The sequence below is a fragment of the Cellulomonas sp. P4_D11 genome (assembly GCF_056401915.1).
In genome coordinates this window covers 1-17,157 of sequence record NZ_JBFUIK010000012.1, presented here as the reverse complement: position 1 = coordinate 17,157, position 17,157 = coordinate 1, and the positions used below count along the sequence as shown (strand labels likewise).

General features: G+C 72.5%; 11 protein-coding genes. 5 read left to right on the top strand and 6 right to left on the bottom strand.

From position 1 onward, the window contains the following. Positions 1-112: 112 nt before the first annotated feature. From gltB to pyk, 3 genes are all read left to right on the top strand, one after another. Positions 113-4,678, top strand: coding sequence for a glutamate synthase large subunit (gene gltB, locus AC1DT4_RS09390; protein ID WP_477089517.1), 4,566 nt, complete (start codon positions 113-115; stop codon positions 4,676-4,678). Further along, complete coding sequence (locus tag AC1DT4_RS09385) at positions 4,671-6,137, top strand: glutamate synthase subunit beta (protein WP_477089516.1); 1,467 nt, start codon at positions 4,671-4,673, stop codon at positions 6,135-6,137. Before gltB ends, AC1DT4_RS09385 begins: the two co-directional genes overlap by 8 nt. Before the next feature lie 96 nt (positions 6,138-6,233). After that, positions 6,234-7,670, top strand: a complete 1,437-nt coding sequence (gene pyk / locus AC1DT4_RS09380) for a pyruvate kinase (RefSeq protein WP_477089515.1) — start codon at positions 6,234-6,236, stop codon at positions 7,668-7,670. A gap of 59 nt (positions 7,671-7,729) precedes the next feature. On the opposite strand, the gene AC1DT4_RS09375 is transcribed toward pyk, so the two are convergent. Together AC1DT4_RS09375 and AC1DT4_RS09370 are read right to left on the bottom strand one after the other, a co-directional pair. Beyond that, positions 7,730-8,401, bottom strand: a complete 672-nt coding sequence (locus tag AC1DT4_RS09375; RefSeq protein ID WP_477089514.1) for an AIM24 family protein — start codon at positions 8,399-8,401, stop codon at positions 7,730-7,732. A 45-nt stretch (positions 8,402-8,446) separates the two neighbouring features. Further along, on the bottom strand, positions 8,447-9,037 hold the full coding sequence (locus tag AC1DT4_RS09370; protein ID WP_477089513.1) for a TetR/AcrR family transcriptional regulator: 591 nt from the start codon (positions 9,035-9,037) through the stop codon (positions 8,447-8,449). A gap of 113 nt (positions 9,038-9,150) precedes the next feature. On the opposite strand from AC1DT4_RS09370, the gene AC1DT4_RS09365 reads away from it, so the two are divergent. Continuing rightward, entirely contained in the window at positions 9,151-9,510 is a 360-nt protein-coding gene (locus tag AC1DT4_RS09365) for a cupin domain-containing protein (RefSeq protein WP_477089512.1), read from the top strand. A 5-nt stretch (positions 9,511-9,515) separates the two neighbouring features. Next, positions 9,516-9,893: a nuclear transport factor 2 family protein gene (locus tag AC1DT4_RS09360; RefSeq protein WP_477089511.1), complete on the top strand. Its 378-nt coding sequence runs from the start codon at positions 9,516-9,518 to the stop codon at positions 9,891-9,893. On the opposite strand, the gene AC1DT4_RS09355 is transcribed toward AC1DT4_RS09360, so the two are convergent. From AC1DT4_RS09355 to AC1DT4_RS09340, 4 genes are all read right to left on the bottom strand, one after another. Beyond that, a complete protein-coding gene (locus AC1DT4_RS09355) occupies positions 9,880-11,838 on the bottom strand; it encodes a hypothetical protein (RefSeq protein WP_477089510.1) in 1,959 nt (652 codons plus the stop codon). The two genes, AC1DT4_RS09360 and AC1DT4_RS09355, sit on opposite strands and share 14 nt — an antisense overlap. Positions 11,839-11,840: 2 nt before the next feature. Beyond that, positions 11,841-14,045 carry a hypothetical protein gene (locus tag AC1DT4_RS09350; protein ID WP_477089509.1) on the bottom strand — a complete coding sequence of 735 codons (2,205 nt, stop codon included), beginning with the start codon at positions 14,043-14,045 and terminating at the stop codon, positions 11,841-11,843. A gap of 3 nt (positions 14,046-14,048) precedes the next feature. Then, positions 14,049-16,508, bottom strand: coding sequence for a hypothetical protein (locus AC1DT4_RS09345; RefSeq protein WP_477089508.1), 2,460 nt, complete (start codon positions 16,506-16,508; stop codon positions 14,049-14,051). A gap of 28 nt (positions 16,509-16,536) precedes the next feature. Further along, the coding region (locus AC1DT4_RS09340; RefSeq protein WP_477089507.1) for a hypothetical protein at positions 16,537-17,157 on the bottom strand (621 nt) is incomplete at its 5' end.

Here is a 17,157-nt window from a genome sequence, read left to right as displayed (position 1 = left end):
GACCGGTCCGCGGACCGCCCTGTATCGTCGCCACACTGGGCCGACGACGTCCCGCGTTCCCCCCTTGTTCGTGCTACGCCCCGACCCCTCGGGGACCGTGAGGACGGTGCTGATGTCGACGTCGCCCGCGAGCCCTGGCGCCATGAGTGCGCCGCCGCCGCAGGGTCTTTACGACCCCGCTGCCGAGCACGACGCGTGCGGATTCGCGTTCGTCGCCACGCTGCGCGGCACCCCGGGCCGGGACATCGTCGACGCGGGCCTCACCGCGCTGCTCAACCTGGACCACCGCGGCGCCGTGGGCGCCGAGGAGGACAGCGGCGACGGCGCCGGCATCCTCACGCAGATCCCCGACGCCTTCCTGCGCGACGTCGTCGACGCCGAGCTGCCGCCCGCCGGCTTCTACGCGATCGGCATGGCGTTCCTGCCGGTCGACGAGACCGAGCAGCGTGTGGCCGTCGCGGCCCTCGAGTCCATCGCCGCCGAGGAGAAGCTCGACGTGCTCGCCTGGCGCGAGGTCGTCGTGACCGCGGACCTCGTCGGTCCGACCGCGCGTGCCTCGATGCCGGTGTTCCGCCAGCTCGTCGTCGCGGACCCGTCGCGGGAGCTGTCCGGCATCGACCTCGACCGCCGCGCGTACCGGCTGCGCAAGCGCGCCGAGCGCGAGCACGGCCTCTACTTCGCCTCGCTGTCGGCCCGCACGCTCGCCTACAAGGGCATGCTCACCACCGGCCAGCTCGAGCCGTTCTTCGCCGACCTGTCGGACCCGCGGTACGCCTCCGAGATCGCGCTGGTGCACTCGCGCTTCTCGACGAACACGTTCCCCTCCTGGCCGCTCGCGCAGCCGTTCCGGATGATCGCGCACAACGGCGAGATCAACACGGTGCGCGGCAACCGCAACTGGATGGCCGCGCGCGAGGGCACGCTGGCCAGCGAGGAGCTGGGCGACCTGTCGCCGCTCCTGCCCGTGTGCACGCCGGGCGGCTCGGACTCGGGCAGCTTCGACGAGGTCCTCGAGCTGCTGCACCTGTCGGGCCGCACGCTGCCGCACGCGGTGATGATGATGATCCCGGAGGCGTGGGAGAACCACGCCCAGATGGACCCCGCCCGGCGCGCCTTCTACGAGTACCACTCGACGCTCATGGAGCCGTGGGACGGCCCGGCGGCGATCACATTCACCGACGGCACGCTGATCGGGTCGGTGCAGGACCGCAACGGGCTGCGTCCCGGTCGGTACTGGGTGACCGAGGACGGGCTCGTCGTGTGCGCGTCCGAGGCCGGCGTGCTCGACATCGACCCGGCGACCGTCGTCGCCAAGGGCCGCCTCGAGCCCGGCCGCATGTTCCTGGTGGACACCGGCAAGGGCCGGATCATCGACGACCAGGAGATCAAGTCGTCGCTCGCGGCGCAGCGGCCCTACGCCGACTGGGTGCGCGACAACTCGGTCTACCTGCAGCAGCTGCCCGAGCGCGAGCACGTCGCGCACTCGGCTGCCTCGGTCCGCCGGCGCCAGCGCGCGTTCGGCTACACCGAGGAGGAGCTGAAGATCCTGCTCAGCCCGATGGCCGCGGCGGGCGCCGAGCCGCTGGGCGCGATGGGGTCGGACACGCCGGTCGCGGTGCTGTCCAGCCGGCCGCGGATGCTCTTCGACTACTTCACGCAGATGTTCGCGCAGGTGACCAACCCGCCGCTGGACGCCATCCGTGAGGAGCTGGTCACGGCGATCGGCGGGGCGATCGGCCCCGAGCCCAACCTGCTCGAGGACGGCCCGGGCCACGCCCGCAAGCTGATCCTGCCGTTCCCCGTGATCGACAACGACCAGCTGGCCAAGATCGTGCACGTGGCCAAGGAGCCGTCGCTCGGCTTCCGGTCGGTCATCATCCGCGGCCTGTACAAGGTCAGCGGCGGGGGAGAGGCGCTCGAGGCTCGCCTCGAGGAGATCTTCGCCGAGGTCGACGCGGCGGTCGCCGACGGCGTGAGCTTCCTCGTCCTCTCGGACCGGAACTCCGACGCCGACCTGGCGCCGATCCCGTCGCTGCTGCTGCTGTCCGCGGTGCACCACCACACGCTGCGCCGGCACACCCGCACGCAGATCTCGCTCGTGGTCGAGGCGGGGGACGTGCGCGAGGTGCACCACGTCGCGCTGCTGATCGGCTACGGCGCCGCGGCGGTCAACCCGTACCTCGCCATGGAGACCGTCGAGGACCTGGCGCGGTCGGGCTACCTGCCCGGCGTCGGCCCGGAGAAGGCGGTCGCCAACCTCATCAAGGCGCTCGGCAAGGGCGTGCTCAAGGTCATGTCCAAGATGGGCATCTCGACCATCGCGTCGTACCGCGGCGCCCAGGTGTTCGAGGCCATCGGGCTCTCGCAGCCGCTGGTGGACAAGTACTTCACGGGCACCACCAGCCGGCTCGGCGGCATCGGGCTCGACGTCATCGCGGCGGAGGTGGGCGCGCGGCACGCGGACGCCTACCCGGCCAGCGGCAACCGCCAGGCGCACCTGCGGCTCGCGGTCGGCGGCGAGTACCAGTGGCGTCGCGACGGCGAGGACCACCTGTTCGACCCCGAGACGGTGTTCCGCCTGCAGCACTCGACGCGCACGCGGCAGTTCGACGTCTTCCAGCAGTACACGCACCGCGTCGACGAGCAGTCGTCGCGACTGATGACCCTGCGCGGGCTGCTCGCGTTCAAGGACGGCGTGCGCGAGCCGGTGCCGCTGGACGAGGTCGAGCCCGTCAGCGAGATCGTCAAGCGGTTCAACACCGGCGCGATGTCGTACGGCTCCATCTCCATGGAGGCGCACGAGACGCTCGCGATCGCCATGAACAGCATCGGCGCCAAGTCGAACACCGGTGAGGGCGGCGAGGACCCGGAGCGCCTGCACGACCCGGCGCGCCGCTCCGCGATCAAGCAGATCGCGTCGGGCCGGTTCGGCGTGACCAGCGAGTACCTGACCAACGCCGACGACATCCAGATCAAGCTCGCGCAGGGCGCCAAGCCCGGCGAGGGCGGTCAGCTGCCGGGCAACAAGGTCTACCCGTGGATCGGGCGCACGCGGCACTCGACGCCGGGCGTCGGCCTGATCTCGCCGCCGCCGCACCACGACATCTACTCGATCGAGGACCTGGCGCAGCTGATCCACGACGCCAAGAACGCGAACCCGCGGGCTCGGATCCACACCAAGCTCGTCAGCGAGTTCGGCGTCGGCACCATCGCCGCGGGCGTCGCCAAGGCGCACTCCGACGTGGTGCTCATCTCGGGCCACGACGGCGGCACGGGCGCGAGCCCGCTGACGTCGCTCAAGCACGCCGGCACGCCGTGGGAGATCGGCCTGGCCGAGACCCAGCAGACGCTGGTGCTCAACAACCTGCGCGACCGCGTCGTGGTGCAGGTGGACGGGCAGCTGAAGACCGGCCGCGACGTCATCATCGGCGCCCTGCTCGGGGCCGAGGAGTTCGGCTTCGCCACGGCGCCGCTGGTGGTCTCGGGCTGCATCATGATGCGCGTCTGCCACCTCGACACGTGCCCGGTGGGCGTCGCGACGCAGAACCCCGAGCTGCGCGCCCGGTTCACGGGCAAGCCGGAGTTCGTCGTCACGTTCATGGAGTTCATCGCGGAGGAGGTCCGCGCGCTGCTCGCGCAGCTGGGCTTCCGCACGCTGCTCGAGGCGGTCGGTCACGTCGAGCTGCTCGACACGCGCGCGGCGATCGACCACTGGAAGGCCGAGGGCCTCGACCTGGCGCCGGTGCTCGCGGTCCCGTCGCCGGTCGCCGGCACGGAGCTGCACCGCACCAAGGACCAGGACCACGGCCTCGACCGCGCGCTCGACAACCGCCTGATCGCGCTGGCCGAGGACGCCCTCGAGCGCCGCGAGCCGGTCCGGATCGACCTGCCCGTCCGCAACGTCAACCGGACGGTCGGCACGATGCTCGGCCACGAGGTGACCAAGCGGTTCGGGGGAGCGGGTCTCGCGGACGACACCATCGACGTGACCCTCACGGGCTCGGCGGGCCAGTCGTTCGGCGCGTTCCTGCCCCGGGGCATCACCCTGCGGCTGTTCGGCGACGCCAACGACTACGTCGGCAAGGGCCTCTCCGGCGGCCGGATCGTCGTCCGACCGGACCGCAACGCCGCGCTGTCGAGCGAGCACAACGTGGTCGCCGGCAACGTCATCGGCTACGGCGCGACCACCGGGCAGGTCTTCCTGCGCGGGCTGGTCGGCGAGCGGTTCGGCGTCCGGAACTCGGGCGCCACGCTGGTGGTCGAGGGCGTGGGCGACCACGGCTGCGAGTACATGACCGGCGGCACGGTCCTCGTGCTCGGCCGCACGGGACGCAACTTCGGCGCCGGCATGTCGGGCGGCACGGCCTACGTGCTCGACCTCGAGCCGGCGCTGGTCAACATCGACGCCCTGCGGACGAACGAGCTGTCGCTCGACCCGCTCGACGACGAGGACGCCGAGCTGGTCTCGGCCCTCCTGCGCGCGCACCTCGACGAGACCGGCTCGCCGGTCGCGGCTCAGCTGCTCGAGGACTTCTCTTCGACGCGGGCGCGATTCACGCGCCTGCTGCCCACCGAGTACGCCCGCGTCCGCCGTGCGCTGGCCCAGGCCGAGGCCGACGGCCTCGACCCGGCCGCGCCCGGCGTGTGGGACCAGATCCTGGAGGTGGCCCGTGGCTGACCCCCGCGGCTTCCTGAAGGTGCGGGACCGTGAGCTCCCGCCCAACCGCCCCGTCGAGATCCGGCTGCGCGACTGGAAGGACGTCCACGAGCACCTGCAGGACGGCCAGCCGTACCTCAAGGAGCAGGCGGGCCGCTGCATGGACTGCGGCATCCCGTTCTGCCACAATGGGTGCCCGCTCGGGAACCTCATCCCCGAGTGGAACGACCTGGTGTGGCGCGGGCAGTGGTCGGACGCGATCGACCGCCTGCACGCGACCAACAACTTCCCGGAGTTCACGGGACGCATCTGCCCGGCGCCGTGCGAGTCCAGCTGCGTCCTGGGCATCAACCAGCCGGCCGTGACCATCAAGAACATCGAGGTCTCGATCATCGACGAGGCGTTCGAGCGCGGGTACGTCACGCCGCAGGTGCCCCAGCGCCTCACGGGCCACACGGTCGCGGTGGTCGGCTCGGGCCCGGCCGGCATGGCCGCGGCGCAGCAGCTCACGCGCGCCGGGCACACGGTCGCCGTCTACGAGCGCGACGACGCCATCGGCGGCCTCATGCGGTACGGCGTGCCCGACTTCAAGCTCGAGAAGATCCACATCGACCGCCGCCTGGCGCAGATGGAGGCCGAGGGCACGCGGTTCCGCCCGGGCGTCGAGGTCGGGCGCGACGTCACCTGGCCGCAGCTGCAGGCGCGGTACGACGCGATCGTCATCGCCACGGGTGCCACCGTGCCGCGCGAGCTGCAGGTGCCGGGCAAGGAGCTCGGCGGCGTGCACGTCGCCATGGAGTTCCTGCACCAGGCCAACTCGGTCGCCGCCGGCAAGCCCGTCGCGGACCAGATCACCGCCGAGGGCAAGCACGTCATCATCATCGGCGGCGGCGACACCGGCTCGGACTGCCTCGGCACCGCGCTGCGCCAGGGTGCCGCGTCGGTGACGACGCTGGCCATCGGCAAGCGCCCGCCGGAGGAGCGCCCCGCGCACCAGCCGTGGCCGACCGACCCGATCCTGTTCGAGGTGTCGTCGTCCCACGCCGAGGGCGGCGAGCGTGACTACCTCGCGTCGACGGTCGAGTTCGTCGGCGACGACACCGGCACGGTCCGCGCGCTGAAGCTGGCGACGACGCAGTACCTGTCCGACGGGCGCCGCGTGCCGACGCCCGGGACCGAGCGGGAGATCCCCGCGGACCTGGTGCTCGTCGCGATGGGCTTCACCGGTCCCGAGGTCGACCCGCTCACCGCGCAGATCGGCATCGAGCTCACGCCGCGCGGACTGGTGGCGCGCACGGACGACTACGCGACGACCGTCCCCGGCGTGTTCGTCGCCGGCGACGCGGGCCGCGGCCAGTCGCTCATCGTCTGGGCGATCGCCGAGGGCCGGGCGGCCGCCGCGGCCGTCGACACCTACCTCTCCGGCAGCACGGAGCTGCCCTCCCCGGTCACCGCCAGCACCGTGGCGCTGCGCCCCTGAACCCCTCCTGACCGGGTGTCGTCTACCGGCCGGCCATGGTGGCCGGACGGGACTTTCGGTCCGACCTTGAATACACGGAAGGCATAGGCTCGCTTCATGCGTAGAGCAAAGATCGTCTGCACCATCGGCCCCGCCACGGAGTCCGCGGAGCAGATCCAGGCCCTCGTCGACGCCGGGATGGACGTGGCGCGGCTCAACCGCAGCCACGGCGACACCGAGGTCCACAAGAAGGTGTACGACAACGTCCGCGCCGCCGCGCAGGCGTCGGGTCGCTCGGTCGCCGTCCTGGTGGACCTGCAGGGCCCGAAGATCCGGCTCGGCCGGTTCAAGGACGGCAAGCACGACCTCGCGGTCGGCGACACGTTCACCATCACGACGGAGGACGTCGAGGGCACCAAGGAGCTCGTCTCGACGACCCACAAGGGTCTGCCGAACGACGCGCGCGTGGGCGACCCGATCCTCATCGACGACGGCAAGGTCCTGGTCCGCGTGACCGCCGTCGAGGGCCCGCGCGTGGTCACGCGCGTCGAGGTCCCCGGACCCGTGTCGAACAACAAGGGCCTCAACCTGCCCGGCGTCGCCGTGTCCGTTCCCGCGATGAGCGACAAGGACGAGGAGGACCTGCGCTGGGCCCTCACCATCGGCGCCGACATCATCGCCCTGTCGTTCGTGCGGTCGGCCGACGACTACACCGACGTGCGCCGGATCATGGAGGAGGAGAACCGGGTCGTCCCGGTCATCGCCAAGATCGAGAAGCCGCAGGCCGTCGAGAACCTGGCCGAGATCATCGCCGCGTTCGACGGCATCATGGTCGCCCGCGGCGACCTGGGCGTCGAGCTGCCGCTCGAGCAGGTCCCGCTCGTGCAGAAGCGCGCGGTCGAGCTGGCCCGCCGCAACGCCAAGCCGGTCATCGTCGCGACGCAGGTGCTCGAGTCGATGACGACGAACCCGCGCCCGACGCGCGCCGAGACGTCGGACTGCGCCAACGCGGTGCTCGACGGCGCCGACGCGGTCATGCTCTCGGGCGAGACCAGCGTGGGCGACTACCCGATCGAGACCGTGCGCACGATGGCGCGGATCATTGAGGCGACCGAGGAGCTCGGTCGCGAGCGCATCGCGCCGCTCGGCTCCACGCCGCACACCCGTGGTGGCGCGATCACCCGCGCGGCCGCCGAGATCGGCGAGACGCTCGACGTGAAGTACCTGGTCACGTTCACGCAGTCGGGCGACTCGGCCCGGCGGATGTCGCGCCTGCGCTCGGCCATCCCGCTGCTGGCGTTCACGCCGGTCGACGACGTGCGCAACGTGCTCTCGCTCAGCTGGGGCGTGCAGACGTACCGCGTGCCGGCCGTGGAGAGCACCGACGCGATGGTCAACCAGGTCGACTCGACCCTGCGGGCGCAGGGCCTCGCGGAGATCGGCGACTACGTCGTGGTCGTCGCCGGCGCCCCCGTGGGCGTGGTCGGCTCGACCAACTCGATCGTCGTGCACAAGATCGGCGACGAGGAGAACGCGACCGGCCGCGTGGCCTGACGCACCTCATTTCCGATCGGCCCCGGCGCACCCGCGCCGGGGCCGATCGGCGTTCCGGTTCAGTTCTGCGTCGGGATCGTGTGGCCCTCGGAGGCCTGCACGACGACGAACCCGTTGCCCGACAGGCCCAGCTGGTAGGCCTCGCCCGAGCCCCGGCCGATCGCCGCGGACATCTTGGCGGTCTTGCGGACGCTGGAGGTGAGCGAGGTCGACCAGAGGACGGCGGACTGGATGTCGACGAACGTCGGGACGTCGACCTGGAGGACGACGGGCGTCCCGTACGCGGTGACCGCGAGCGCACCGGATCCCGAGAACGTCGTGTTGAAGAGCCCCCCGCTGAGCATCGAGGCCCCCTCGACGCGCTTGATGTCCCACGTCAGCGTGCTCTCGAAGGCGAGGATGTTCGACCCGCTGACCGTGACGCTCTCGTTCTCGAGCTCGAGCACGAAGATCTCGTCGGCGTCCTGGGCGAGGAACACGTCCCCGCTGCCGGACACCTTCATGAGCTTCATGCCCTCGCCGGTGAACGCCTTCTTGAACATCTTGGTCATGCCGCCGCTGCCCTCGTAGGCGAAGTCGACGTCGCCCTGGTAGGCCACCATCGACCCCTGCTTGGCGTAGAAGAACCCGCCGGTGCCGGCGAGGTCGACCTTAAGCATCCGCGTGTTCTGGAGCACGAAGCTGCCGGGCTCGGTGGACCGTTCGGCGTTCTGCATCAGTGAGCTGCGCATGCCCCCGATGCTAGCGACGCCCCTTCGGCCGCGACCGGCCGGCGGTCAGGTGGTGCCCGCACCCGTCACGTCCGCGAGCAACCGGCCCGCCGCGGTCTCGAACCGGGTGGGGTCGCCGTGCGACCGCGCGACGAGCATGGCGCCCTCCAGCCCGCCGACGATGATCCGGGCGGCCTCGTCCGACGGCCCGGTCAGCTGGAGCGCGCCCTGCGCGCGGCCCGCATCGAGCACCTGCTCGAGCCACGCCTCGTTGTCGTCGAAGAACGTCGTGACGGCGGCCCGCATGGGCTCCGGCAGCGTGGGGTACTCGGCGGCGAGCATGCCGCACAGGCACATCCGCTGGTCGCGCAGGACGTCGGTGTACAGGGCCGCGTAGGCGTCGAGCTTGCGCCGGGCGTCGTCGGGCCGCGCGTCGATCGCGGTCAGCGCGGCGGCGAACCGCTCGGCGTACCGACGGATGAGCGCCTCGCCGAGGTCGGCCTTCGTCCCGAAGTGGTAGTGGAGGCTCGGCTTGGCGATGCCGAGCTCCGTGGCCACGTCGGCATAGCTGAACCCGTTGAAGCCGCGGGTCTGCACCAGGCGCTCGGCGACGTCGAGGATCCGCGTGCGGGTGTCGGGGGCGTCGGTCTGGGTCATGCCCGCATCCTCCGTCGGGTGAGATTCATTGACACCTACCTACTAGAAGGTCAGGATACCAGAGCAGGGTTCATATCAGGACAGAACGCCCGACGTACGAGGAGGCCGGACCGATGCAGGAGACAGCGCACAAGACGTTCCAGGCGCCCGACGAGACCCGGGAGTTCCCGCACGGCAGAGCAGAGATCGTCACCGTGGGGGACAGCGAGATCGGCCGACTGGTCCTCGACCCGGGCTGGCGCTGGTCCGTCGACGTCAAGCCGATCGCGGGCACACCGAGCTGCCAGGCGCCCCACTTCCAGTACCACGTGAGCGGTCGGCTGGCCATCCGCATGGACGACGGCACCGAGATGGTCGCGACGGCCGGCGACGTCACCTCCCTGCCCCAGGGGCACGACGCCTGGGTGCTCGGCGACGAACCAGTCGTGGTCGTCGACTGGTACGGCGCGAGCGACTACGCCCGCAGGCGGTGAGCGGGATGTCCGAGGCGGAGAACCGTGCCGTCGTCGAGCGGCTGGTCCAGGCCCTGAACGACCGCAAGGTCGACGTCATGGACGACCTGTTCCACGAGGACGCGGTGATGGACTGGCCGCAGTCGGGGGAGACCGTCGTGGGCGGCGACGCCCGGCGTGGGGTCTACGGCGCGTTCCCGGGACTGCCGACCATCACCCCGCGTCGGGTGCTGGCCGAGAACGACCTGGTCGTGCTCGAGGCGAGGCTGGACTACGACGGTCCGGTGTTCCTCAGCACGTTCATCTTCGAGCTGCGGGACGGGAAGATCGCCCGCGAGACCGCCTACTGGGCGGAGCCGTTCGAGGCACCCGCCTGGCGGGCGCAGTGGGTCACGCTCGCGTGAGCCCGGGCCGCACGTAGACCGTCGTCGCCGTCCGCGTGCGGCTCAGGCTGCGGGTGAACAGGCTCAGGCGGCGGTCGAGCGGCGGCGCGTCCCGCCACGTCGGCGCGACGGCGGCGAGGAGCGCGGCCAGCGGGCCGGTCTCGGCGCCGGTGGTCGCGAGCCAGCGCAGGACGCGCGCGTCCAGCTCGTCGCGCCCGACGAGCGGCGGCGGGAACGCCGACGTCACCGTGAGCTCGCCGACCGCGCCCGTCGCGGGATCCACGCGCAGGGAGACGCCCGCGCGCCGGCGTGCGGCCAGGGAGGCGCGCAGCACGCCCGGGACCTCCGGGGTCAGGCTGCCGACCTCGTCGGGCAGGCGGCAGGCGGCGAGCACCTCGCGCACGAGCTCGGGGTGCCACCCGCCGAGCTCGTAGTAGACCTTGAGGCCCCACCGACCGTCGGCGGCGAGGCCGACCCCGACCTGCTGACACCACCCCGCCGTCGCCAGGAGACTGGTCGCGTCGTGGACCGGCGCCCCGGCGGGGACGCCGGCCGCGACGAGGGCGGCGGTCTCGCGCGCCTGCCAGCCGGGCACGTCGCCGCCGTGCATCGACAGGTACGCCTTGAGCGTGGCCGAGGAGTCCGCGCGCAGGTCGAGGCCGCCCCAGAGCCAGAACCGGCTGCCGTCCGGGACCGGCAGGTCGCGGTCGGTGAGCAGACCGAGCACCGGCCGGGCGGCGTGCCACGCGTCCGCGAGACCGAGGTGGTCGGCGGTCCGGGCGAGGGCGGCCAGGCCGGAGCGCGCTCGGCGGTGCGGTGCGAGCCGCGGGTCGCCCACGTCGCACGCGAGCCGGAGAGCGGCGTCGGGGTGGGTGCCGAGCTGCACCGAGAGCTCGACGGGGAGCCCGGCCGCGAGCGACGAGAGCTGCTCGGCGGGCCACGGCGAGGGGGCGGCCAGGCTCTCGCGGGTGAGCGCCCGGAACGCCGCGAGGGCGGTGGTGTCGTCCACGCCCTGGGCGGTGGCCGCGTCGGCGACGACCGGGTCCCAGCGATCGTCGCGGGAGCGTGGGCGCGCCGGGCGTGCGGGAGCCGACGGCCAGGGGCGGGTGGCCAGCAGCGCGTCGAGCGCGGTCGCCGTGGTGAAGGCGCCGCGGGCGTCGGTCGTGCGGGTGGGCGCCTGCCCGGGGTGGGCGGCCGGGACGAGGAGCACCGTGGCCCCCGGCCACTGGCCGTTCGGCTGCGCGCCGGCGAGCAGCCGGTCCAGGCTCGTCGGCACCCCGAGCGCCGCCGCGATCCGCACGAGATCGGCGGGGTCGCCGCTCGCCGGTGCCTCGACCTGGTGGCCCCCTGCGGGCCGGYCCGCGAGCTGCCAGGCGCTGAGCACGAGCGCCGTCGGGTGGGCCGTGCCTGGCCACCAGTGGCTGGACCAGCCGCTGTCCGCGCCGAAGCGCTCGACCCACCGCGCGGCGAGCTGCTCCCGGGGCAGCCGGCCACCCTCGTGCCGGGCCATGAGCGCGACGGCGGTGACCTCGGGCATCGCGTCGGACCAGCGGCCCGCGGCGTGCGACCCCGCGTAGGTGCGCACGCCGTCCGCGCCCGTGTGCTCGTCGAGGAACGCCCACGTCCGCGCCTCGACCGGCCGACCCGTCGCGCACAGGAGACGCACCGCCCAGGCCGTCGAGTCCGCGTCGGGCCGGACCGTGGGGGACCAGCCCCAGGCGGCGTCGCGCGTGGTGCTCAGCAGCGCGTCGGAGGCTCGGTCGGCGGTGCGGCGGGCGAGCGCCCGCACGTCCGGGTGCAGGCGGTCGTCGTCGGCCGCGTGCGCCAGCGTGAGGCCGACGTAGGCCGTGACCCACGACGAGGACGGACCGGGGTCGAGCCAGAAGTCGGTCCACGTGCCGCCGCGGTGCGCGAGCTGGCCGAGCCGGCGCACGGCCGAGCCGACCGTCGCCGCGACGGCCCGCACCGTCAGTCGCCCGGCGTCGCGTTCGGGTAGACGACGAGGTCCGTGCCCGACTGCTGCTGGCTCTCCGTCCACTGGCCCTGGTGGTCGGCGTAGTTGTTCCGCACCCGGAAGCCGACGGCCGAGATGCCCCCCGGCGCGCCCGCGGCCACGTCCTGCAGCGTGATCCGCGCCGCGATCGTCCGGCTCGGGTTGGTCGGGCTGAGCACCACCGACGTCGGCGCGCCGCCCGGTGGCGTGACCTCGACCTCGATGCTCACCAGGCCCTTCCACCGCTCGGGCACGGTGCCGGTGGCGAAGACCGGCGACGAGACGCTGAGGTCGCGGCTCGAGTCCGACGCGCCGGCCAGCTCGTGCAGGTGCTTGAGCATCTGGTCGGGGGTGGTGAGGAGGCGCTTGTCGACCAGCTCGAAGAGCACCCCGTTCCAGATCATCTGGGCGTCCGGGGTGGCGGCCTCCTCCGCGGGCTCGATGGGCAGCTCGACCGACCCCGTGCTCGGGATGGTCAGCGGGAACGTGGCGGTGCAGCGGCCCGGGCAGGTGTCGACCGGCGTCACCGACTCCTCGTCGACCTGCAGCAGCGTGACCTCGGCGCCGGCCACGGTGATGTCGACGCCCGACAGGTTGGTCACGGTGACCGTGCGCGGGGACGAGACCTCGGGCAACGCGACCGAGCACGGCAGGTCGTCGACGCGGTCGAGGCGCAGCTGCACCGGGACGGTCGTGGCCTGGGCGGTCGCCTCGGCGCCCTCGGTCGCCGGCGGCGAGGTGGCCAGCACGACGTCGACCGTGCCGGGGACGCCGATCGGCGTCGTGATCTGCTCGCAGAACAGCTGGTAGTACGCGAGCGAGAGGTCGAGCGTCAGGTCGAGACCGGTCAGCGGGGCGGGGGCGCCGGCGTCGCCGACGACCGACAGCTCCTCGGGGAACGAGCCGCCCATGCGCAGCATCGACTTGTCGACCTCGCCGATGACGACGTGCGCGGCGGGCAGGTTGACCAGCTTGCGCACGAGCGCGACCTTGCGGGTGTCGTGCCACGGCGCGAGCCGCACCAGGAGCCGCACGCGCATGTCGCCGGTGGTCGCGCGGTGCAGCGTCGGCACCATGTGCGGGCCGCCCAGCTCGGTGTCCCAGGCGAGGCGGAGGTCGTCGGGCAGGCGGTAGACCGTGTTCGGCAGCTCCGAGCCGCTCATCCAGCCGCCGTCGCCGCGCACCCAGGCGTCCGTGAGGTTCGCCGCGCCGTGCAGGGAGCGGTAGATCGGCGCGTTCTGCTCGTCGGAGGGCTCGAACACGAACGGCACCGAGCGCACCACCGTCTGCGTCCGGTTCTCGGGGTTGGTCTGCTGCGCCGCGAAGATCGCCGACAGTGCGGCGCCCTCGAAGACGTTGCTGATCCGCGCGTCGAACCGGCGGGTCAGGCCGGCGACGGGCACGGCCGACATCGCGGGTTCGGCGACGACGGCGGCGGAGACGTCGAACGACACGAGGTCGGCCTGCGGCGACAGCCGCACACCGTCCCGGATCCGGTGGTCGCGCACGACGGCGTCGCCGATGTCGTGCCGGTGGTCGCGGACGATCGGCACGTCGAGCACCGGACCCGTGGGCGACTGGCCGCCGTCGACCGGGACCTGCACCGTGTAGTCGTAGGTGTAGGTCACCGTCAGCCGGCAGGCCGAGTCCGGGCGGTTCATCGCCGCCTCGAGCTCGTTCGCCTTCTCGCGCAGCAGGGGTGCCCCGCCGTGGATCAGGTACGCCGGCTGGTCGGGCGCATGGCCCTCGACGGGCTCGACGCCGGGCGCGACGAAGTCGAACGAGCCCTGCGCCCACTCCATGCGCACCGCGGTGATGGTGAACGGCAGCGGGACGGCCGCGGGGTTGGCCGGGAACGGGGCCGTGGCCAGCGTCCACTGGAGGCTGATGTCGCCCGCGTCGTCCTTGAGGAACCAGACGTCCGGCCCGGGGCGCCGGCCCGGCGGGCGGCCGGCGACCATGATCTGCGGGCGGAAGTACGCGACGCCGTCGGTCGCCGTGTACGCGGTGCCGTCGAGCAGGGGCTCCTGGCCCGCGGCGAACGTGGGGCCGCCACCGCCGACCACCAGCACCGCGCGCTGCAGCATCGACAGGTTGACCGAGGTCGCGATCGTCTGCGAGCGGGCCAGCTGGAACGTCGCGCCGGACAGGCCGGCGATCGCCATCGTGTTGTCGGCCATGGCTCAGGCCACCGGGGTCGGCGGGGTGGCCGTGCCCGGCCCGGGGACCGGCTCCGGCGGGGCGGGGCTGACCGGCGGGGTCGGCGTCGCGACCGGCGGCGCGGGCGTGGCCGGGGGAGCGGCCGGTGTGGGTGGGGTCACCGGCGTGTCCGCCCGCACCAGGAGCACGCTGTCGGTGCCGTCGCGCCAGCCGGAGTCCCACGGCTGGCCGTTGCCGAGGGCCAGCAGCTGGATGCGGTACCGGTAGGTGCGTGCCGCGGGGTCGCGCAGCAGCACCCGGAACACGGGCGGCGCGGTGGCGTTGGTCAGCTGGTAGCTCTGCGTCTGCGTCGCGCCCGCGGGGTCGTGGTACTCCAGCTGGACGATCGCGGAGCTGAACGACCGGTCGTCGAGGTTGGGCACGAGCATGACCTCGAGCGCGGCGCTGGCCCCGACGCCCACGAGCACGGTCTCGCCCAGGACCGCGGGCGTCGGGCCCCGCTGCTCGCTCGAGCCGTTCTTGAACAGCACCGTGGTCCGGTAGGTGAACGCCGTGCGGGCCGGGTCGCGCAGCGCCACCGACCACGGGTCGGAGGCGCCGTTGGTGGCCAGCTCGGCGTGGTGGGTGAGGTGCAGGTCGTGATCGGCGTCGTCGTAGGCGGCGTCGACGATGACCTTGTCCACCACCGAGAAGTCGCCCTGCGCCACGAACGTCGCGGTGGTCCTGCCCTCGAACGGGTTGCCGACGGCCAGGGTCTCGGAGCGGCTGGTCTGCGGCGCGACGTCCATCTGCTGGCCGTCGGCGAGCACGTAGGTGACGGCGTACGTGTACGGGTCGGGGTCGCCGTCGTGGCCGGTGTAGGTGAAGTACCGCCCCGAGGGTGCCGCCGGCGTGAGCTCGATGGTCTGCGTCGCGGTCTGGGCCGTCGAGCGCGGGTAGGTGAACGCCACGCGCACGGACACGACCTCGGCGGGCTGCGGCCCGAGCGTGACGCCGACCTTGACGAACCCGAGCGAGCGGTAGCTGATGATCAGCTCGGTGCCGGTGCCCGGCAGGTACCCGCTGGCGGGCACGCGGATCGTCTGGCCGGTCTCCTTGTAGATGATCTCCGAGAAGTACCGGTACTCGTCCTTGGTCTTGCCGTCCGAGCCGCGCGCGAGGATCTGCCGGAACGTCTTCACCTCGTCGGCACTGGTGAACAGCATCGACTTCGCGCCCTTGACCGGGCGGGGGATCTGGTCGTCCTGCTGGTCGTACTCGACGTTGACCTTGAGGCCGTAGACAGGGTCCTGCTCGAAGTTCACGTTGGCGTGCACCCGCAGGAACAGCTCCTTGAAGTACGGGTTGCTGAGGTCGAGGTAGGTCACCGCCTTGGTGATCTCCTCGGGCGTCAGGTCCTTGGCCAGCGCGCCGTTGGGGTTCTTGGCGATCTGCACCACGGCCGACTTGGAGAACGTGATGTCGACCGTGCCGGTGACGGTCGAGGTGATCTCCTGCTCGGAGACGTCCGGCGGCGGCTTCGACGGGTCCTGGGTCTTGGCCATCGCCTCGCGGGCCGCCTTGAACTGCTCCTCCGCGCCCTTCATGATCGACGGCACCACGGACTCCGTGAAGATCTTGATCGCCATCTCCTCGAACTTGGCGCGGATGGCCACCGAGTCCGGGTCGTTGCGGAAGTCCGTGTCGTCGATCTCGAGCGTGATCGACTGGGTGTCGTTCTGGAACTGGGAGATGGTCACGCCCGGCGTGGTCCAGCGGCGGTAGTAGTCGTAGGTGAACGAGATCAGGCCGCCGAAGTAGTCGACCTCGGTGCGGGTGTGCTCGACGTGCACGTTCTCGTACCGCTTGATCGCCTCGCTCATGAACGCGCTGCGGTCGCCGTGGATGCGCACGGTGATCGACGGGATCCGCGCCGCGAACGTGAGGTTGGTGTAGTTCACGGCCATCGGCAGCCCGCCCTTGAGCACCCCCTGCCGGGCCAGCTCGGAGGCGTCCTGGCCCAGGTCGCCGGCGAGCGTCGCCACGTTGGTGCCGATGAGCGACGGCTTCGAGGTGGTGATCGTGCTCGACCCGCCCGGGGCCGGCATCGACAGGGAGACGTCGCCCGAGATCCACTCGGCGGGCAGCGTGATCTTGGGCTCGCGCGGCGCGAGGTCCAGCCGGTAGAAGCGCGCGAACCAGAGGAACCGGCCCGTGTTGATGACCTCCTTGAGGTACGCGCGGACCTGCTCCTCCTCGGCGTCGGTCAGCCGCAGCTCGACGGAGGCCGCGATCCAGCCGCGCTGCGCCTCGAGCTCCTCCGGCGGCAGGGTGTCCACGTTGCGCGCGTAGATCATGAGCTGCAGCAGGAGCTGGCCCTGGTCGTCGCGCGCCATGCGCGGCGTCGCCGGCATGACGTAGAACCGGCAGGCGTCCTCGTCGTCCCGGTAGACGGTCACGCTGTCCAGGCCGGGGACGGTCAGGCTGTCGTAGAAGCTGAGCATGGTGCGGTTCCTCTCGAAGCTGCGATGCCTAGAGGTGGATGTCGGAGAGGCGGGAGATACGCGCGGGCTCCGGAAGCCGGAGGTCGGACGTGAGCGTCAGGGGCTCGTCGACGACGTCGGACACGTCGACGGCCACGTGCACGCCGGGTGCCGACGCCCGCGCCGACGCCCGCCGGACCGCGCGCACCCGCAGGTCCGCGACCGCGTGCGCGTCGGGCAGGCCCGCGGCCCAGGCCGTCGCGAGCGCCGGCCCGGAGGCGGCGTCGAGCGTGAGCACCAACGTCGCGCGGTTGTCGCCCAGCAGCGAGGTCGACGTCGACGCCGCGACCCCCGCGGTCAGCTCGATGCGGACCGTGCCGGTCAGCCAGTCTGGGGCCGCGACGACCGGCGTGGGCGGTGGGGGCTGCTCCGGCGCGGCCGGCAGGGTGGCCGCCCGCACGACGGCCGCGCGCTCCGCGGACGTGAGCGCGAGGTCGACGCAGAACGTCGCGGTCCCGCCCTCGACCGGTCCGGACCCGTGCCGGTACAGGACGAGGGACGCGTCCGGGCCCCCGTCGGCACCGACCGCCCAGCGCGGTCCGTCGGCGCACGCCCAGACGCGGCCGGCGTCGGTGTCGTCGCGCCAGGCCCGGGCCGCCGCGCCCGGGAC

Coding starts and splice junctions, on each gene's coding strand:
- gltB (WP_477089517.1), top strand. CDS start 113: ATGTCGACGTCGCCCGCGAGCCCTGGCGCCATGAGTGCGCCGCCGCCG.
- pyk (WP_477089515.1), top strand. CDS start 6,234: ATGCGTAGAGCAAAGATCGTCTGCACCATCGGCCCCGCCACGGAGTCC.
- AC1DT4_RS09375 (WP_477089514.1), bottom strand. CDS start 8,401: ATGCGCAGCTCACTGATGCAGAACGCCGAACGGTCCACCGAGCCCGGC.
- AC1DT4_RS09370 (WP_477089513.1), bottom strand. CDS start 9,037: ATGACCCAGACCGACGCCCCCGACACCCGCACGCGGATCCTCGACGTC.
- AC1DT4_RS09365 (WP_477089512.1), top strand. CDS start 9,151: ATGCAGGAGACAGCGCACAAGACGTTCCAGGCGCCCGACGAGACCCGG.
- AC1DT4_RS09360 (WP_477089511.1), top strand. CDS start 9,516: ATGTCCGAGGCGGAGAACCGTGCCGTCGTCGAGCGGCTGGTCCAGGCC.
- AC1DT4_RS09350 (WP_477089509.1), bottom strand. CDS start 14,045: ATGGCCGACAACACGATGGCGATCGCCGGCCTGTCCGGCGCGACGTTC.
- AC1DT4_RS09345 (WP_477089508.1), bottom strand. CDS start 16,508: ATGCTCAGCTTCTACGACAGCCTGACCGTCCCCGGCCTGGACAGCGTG.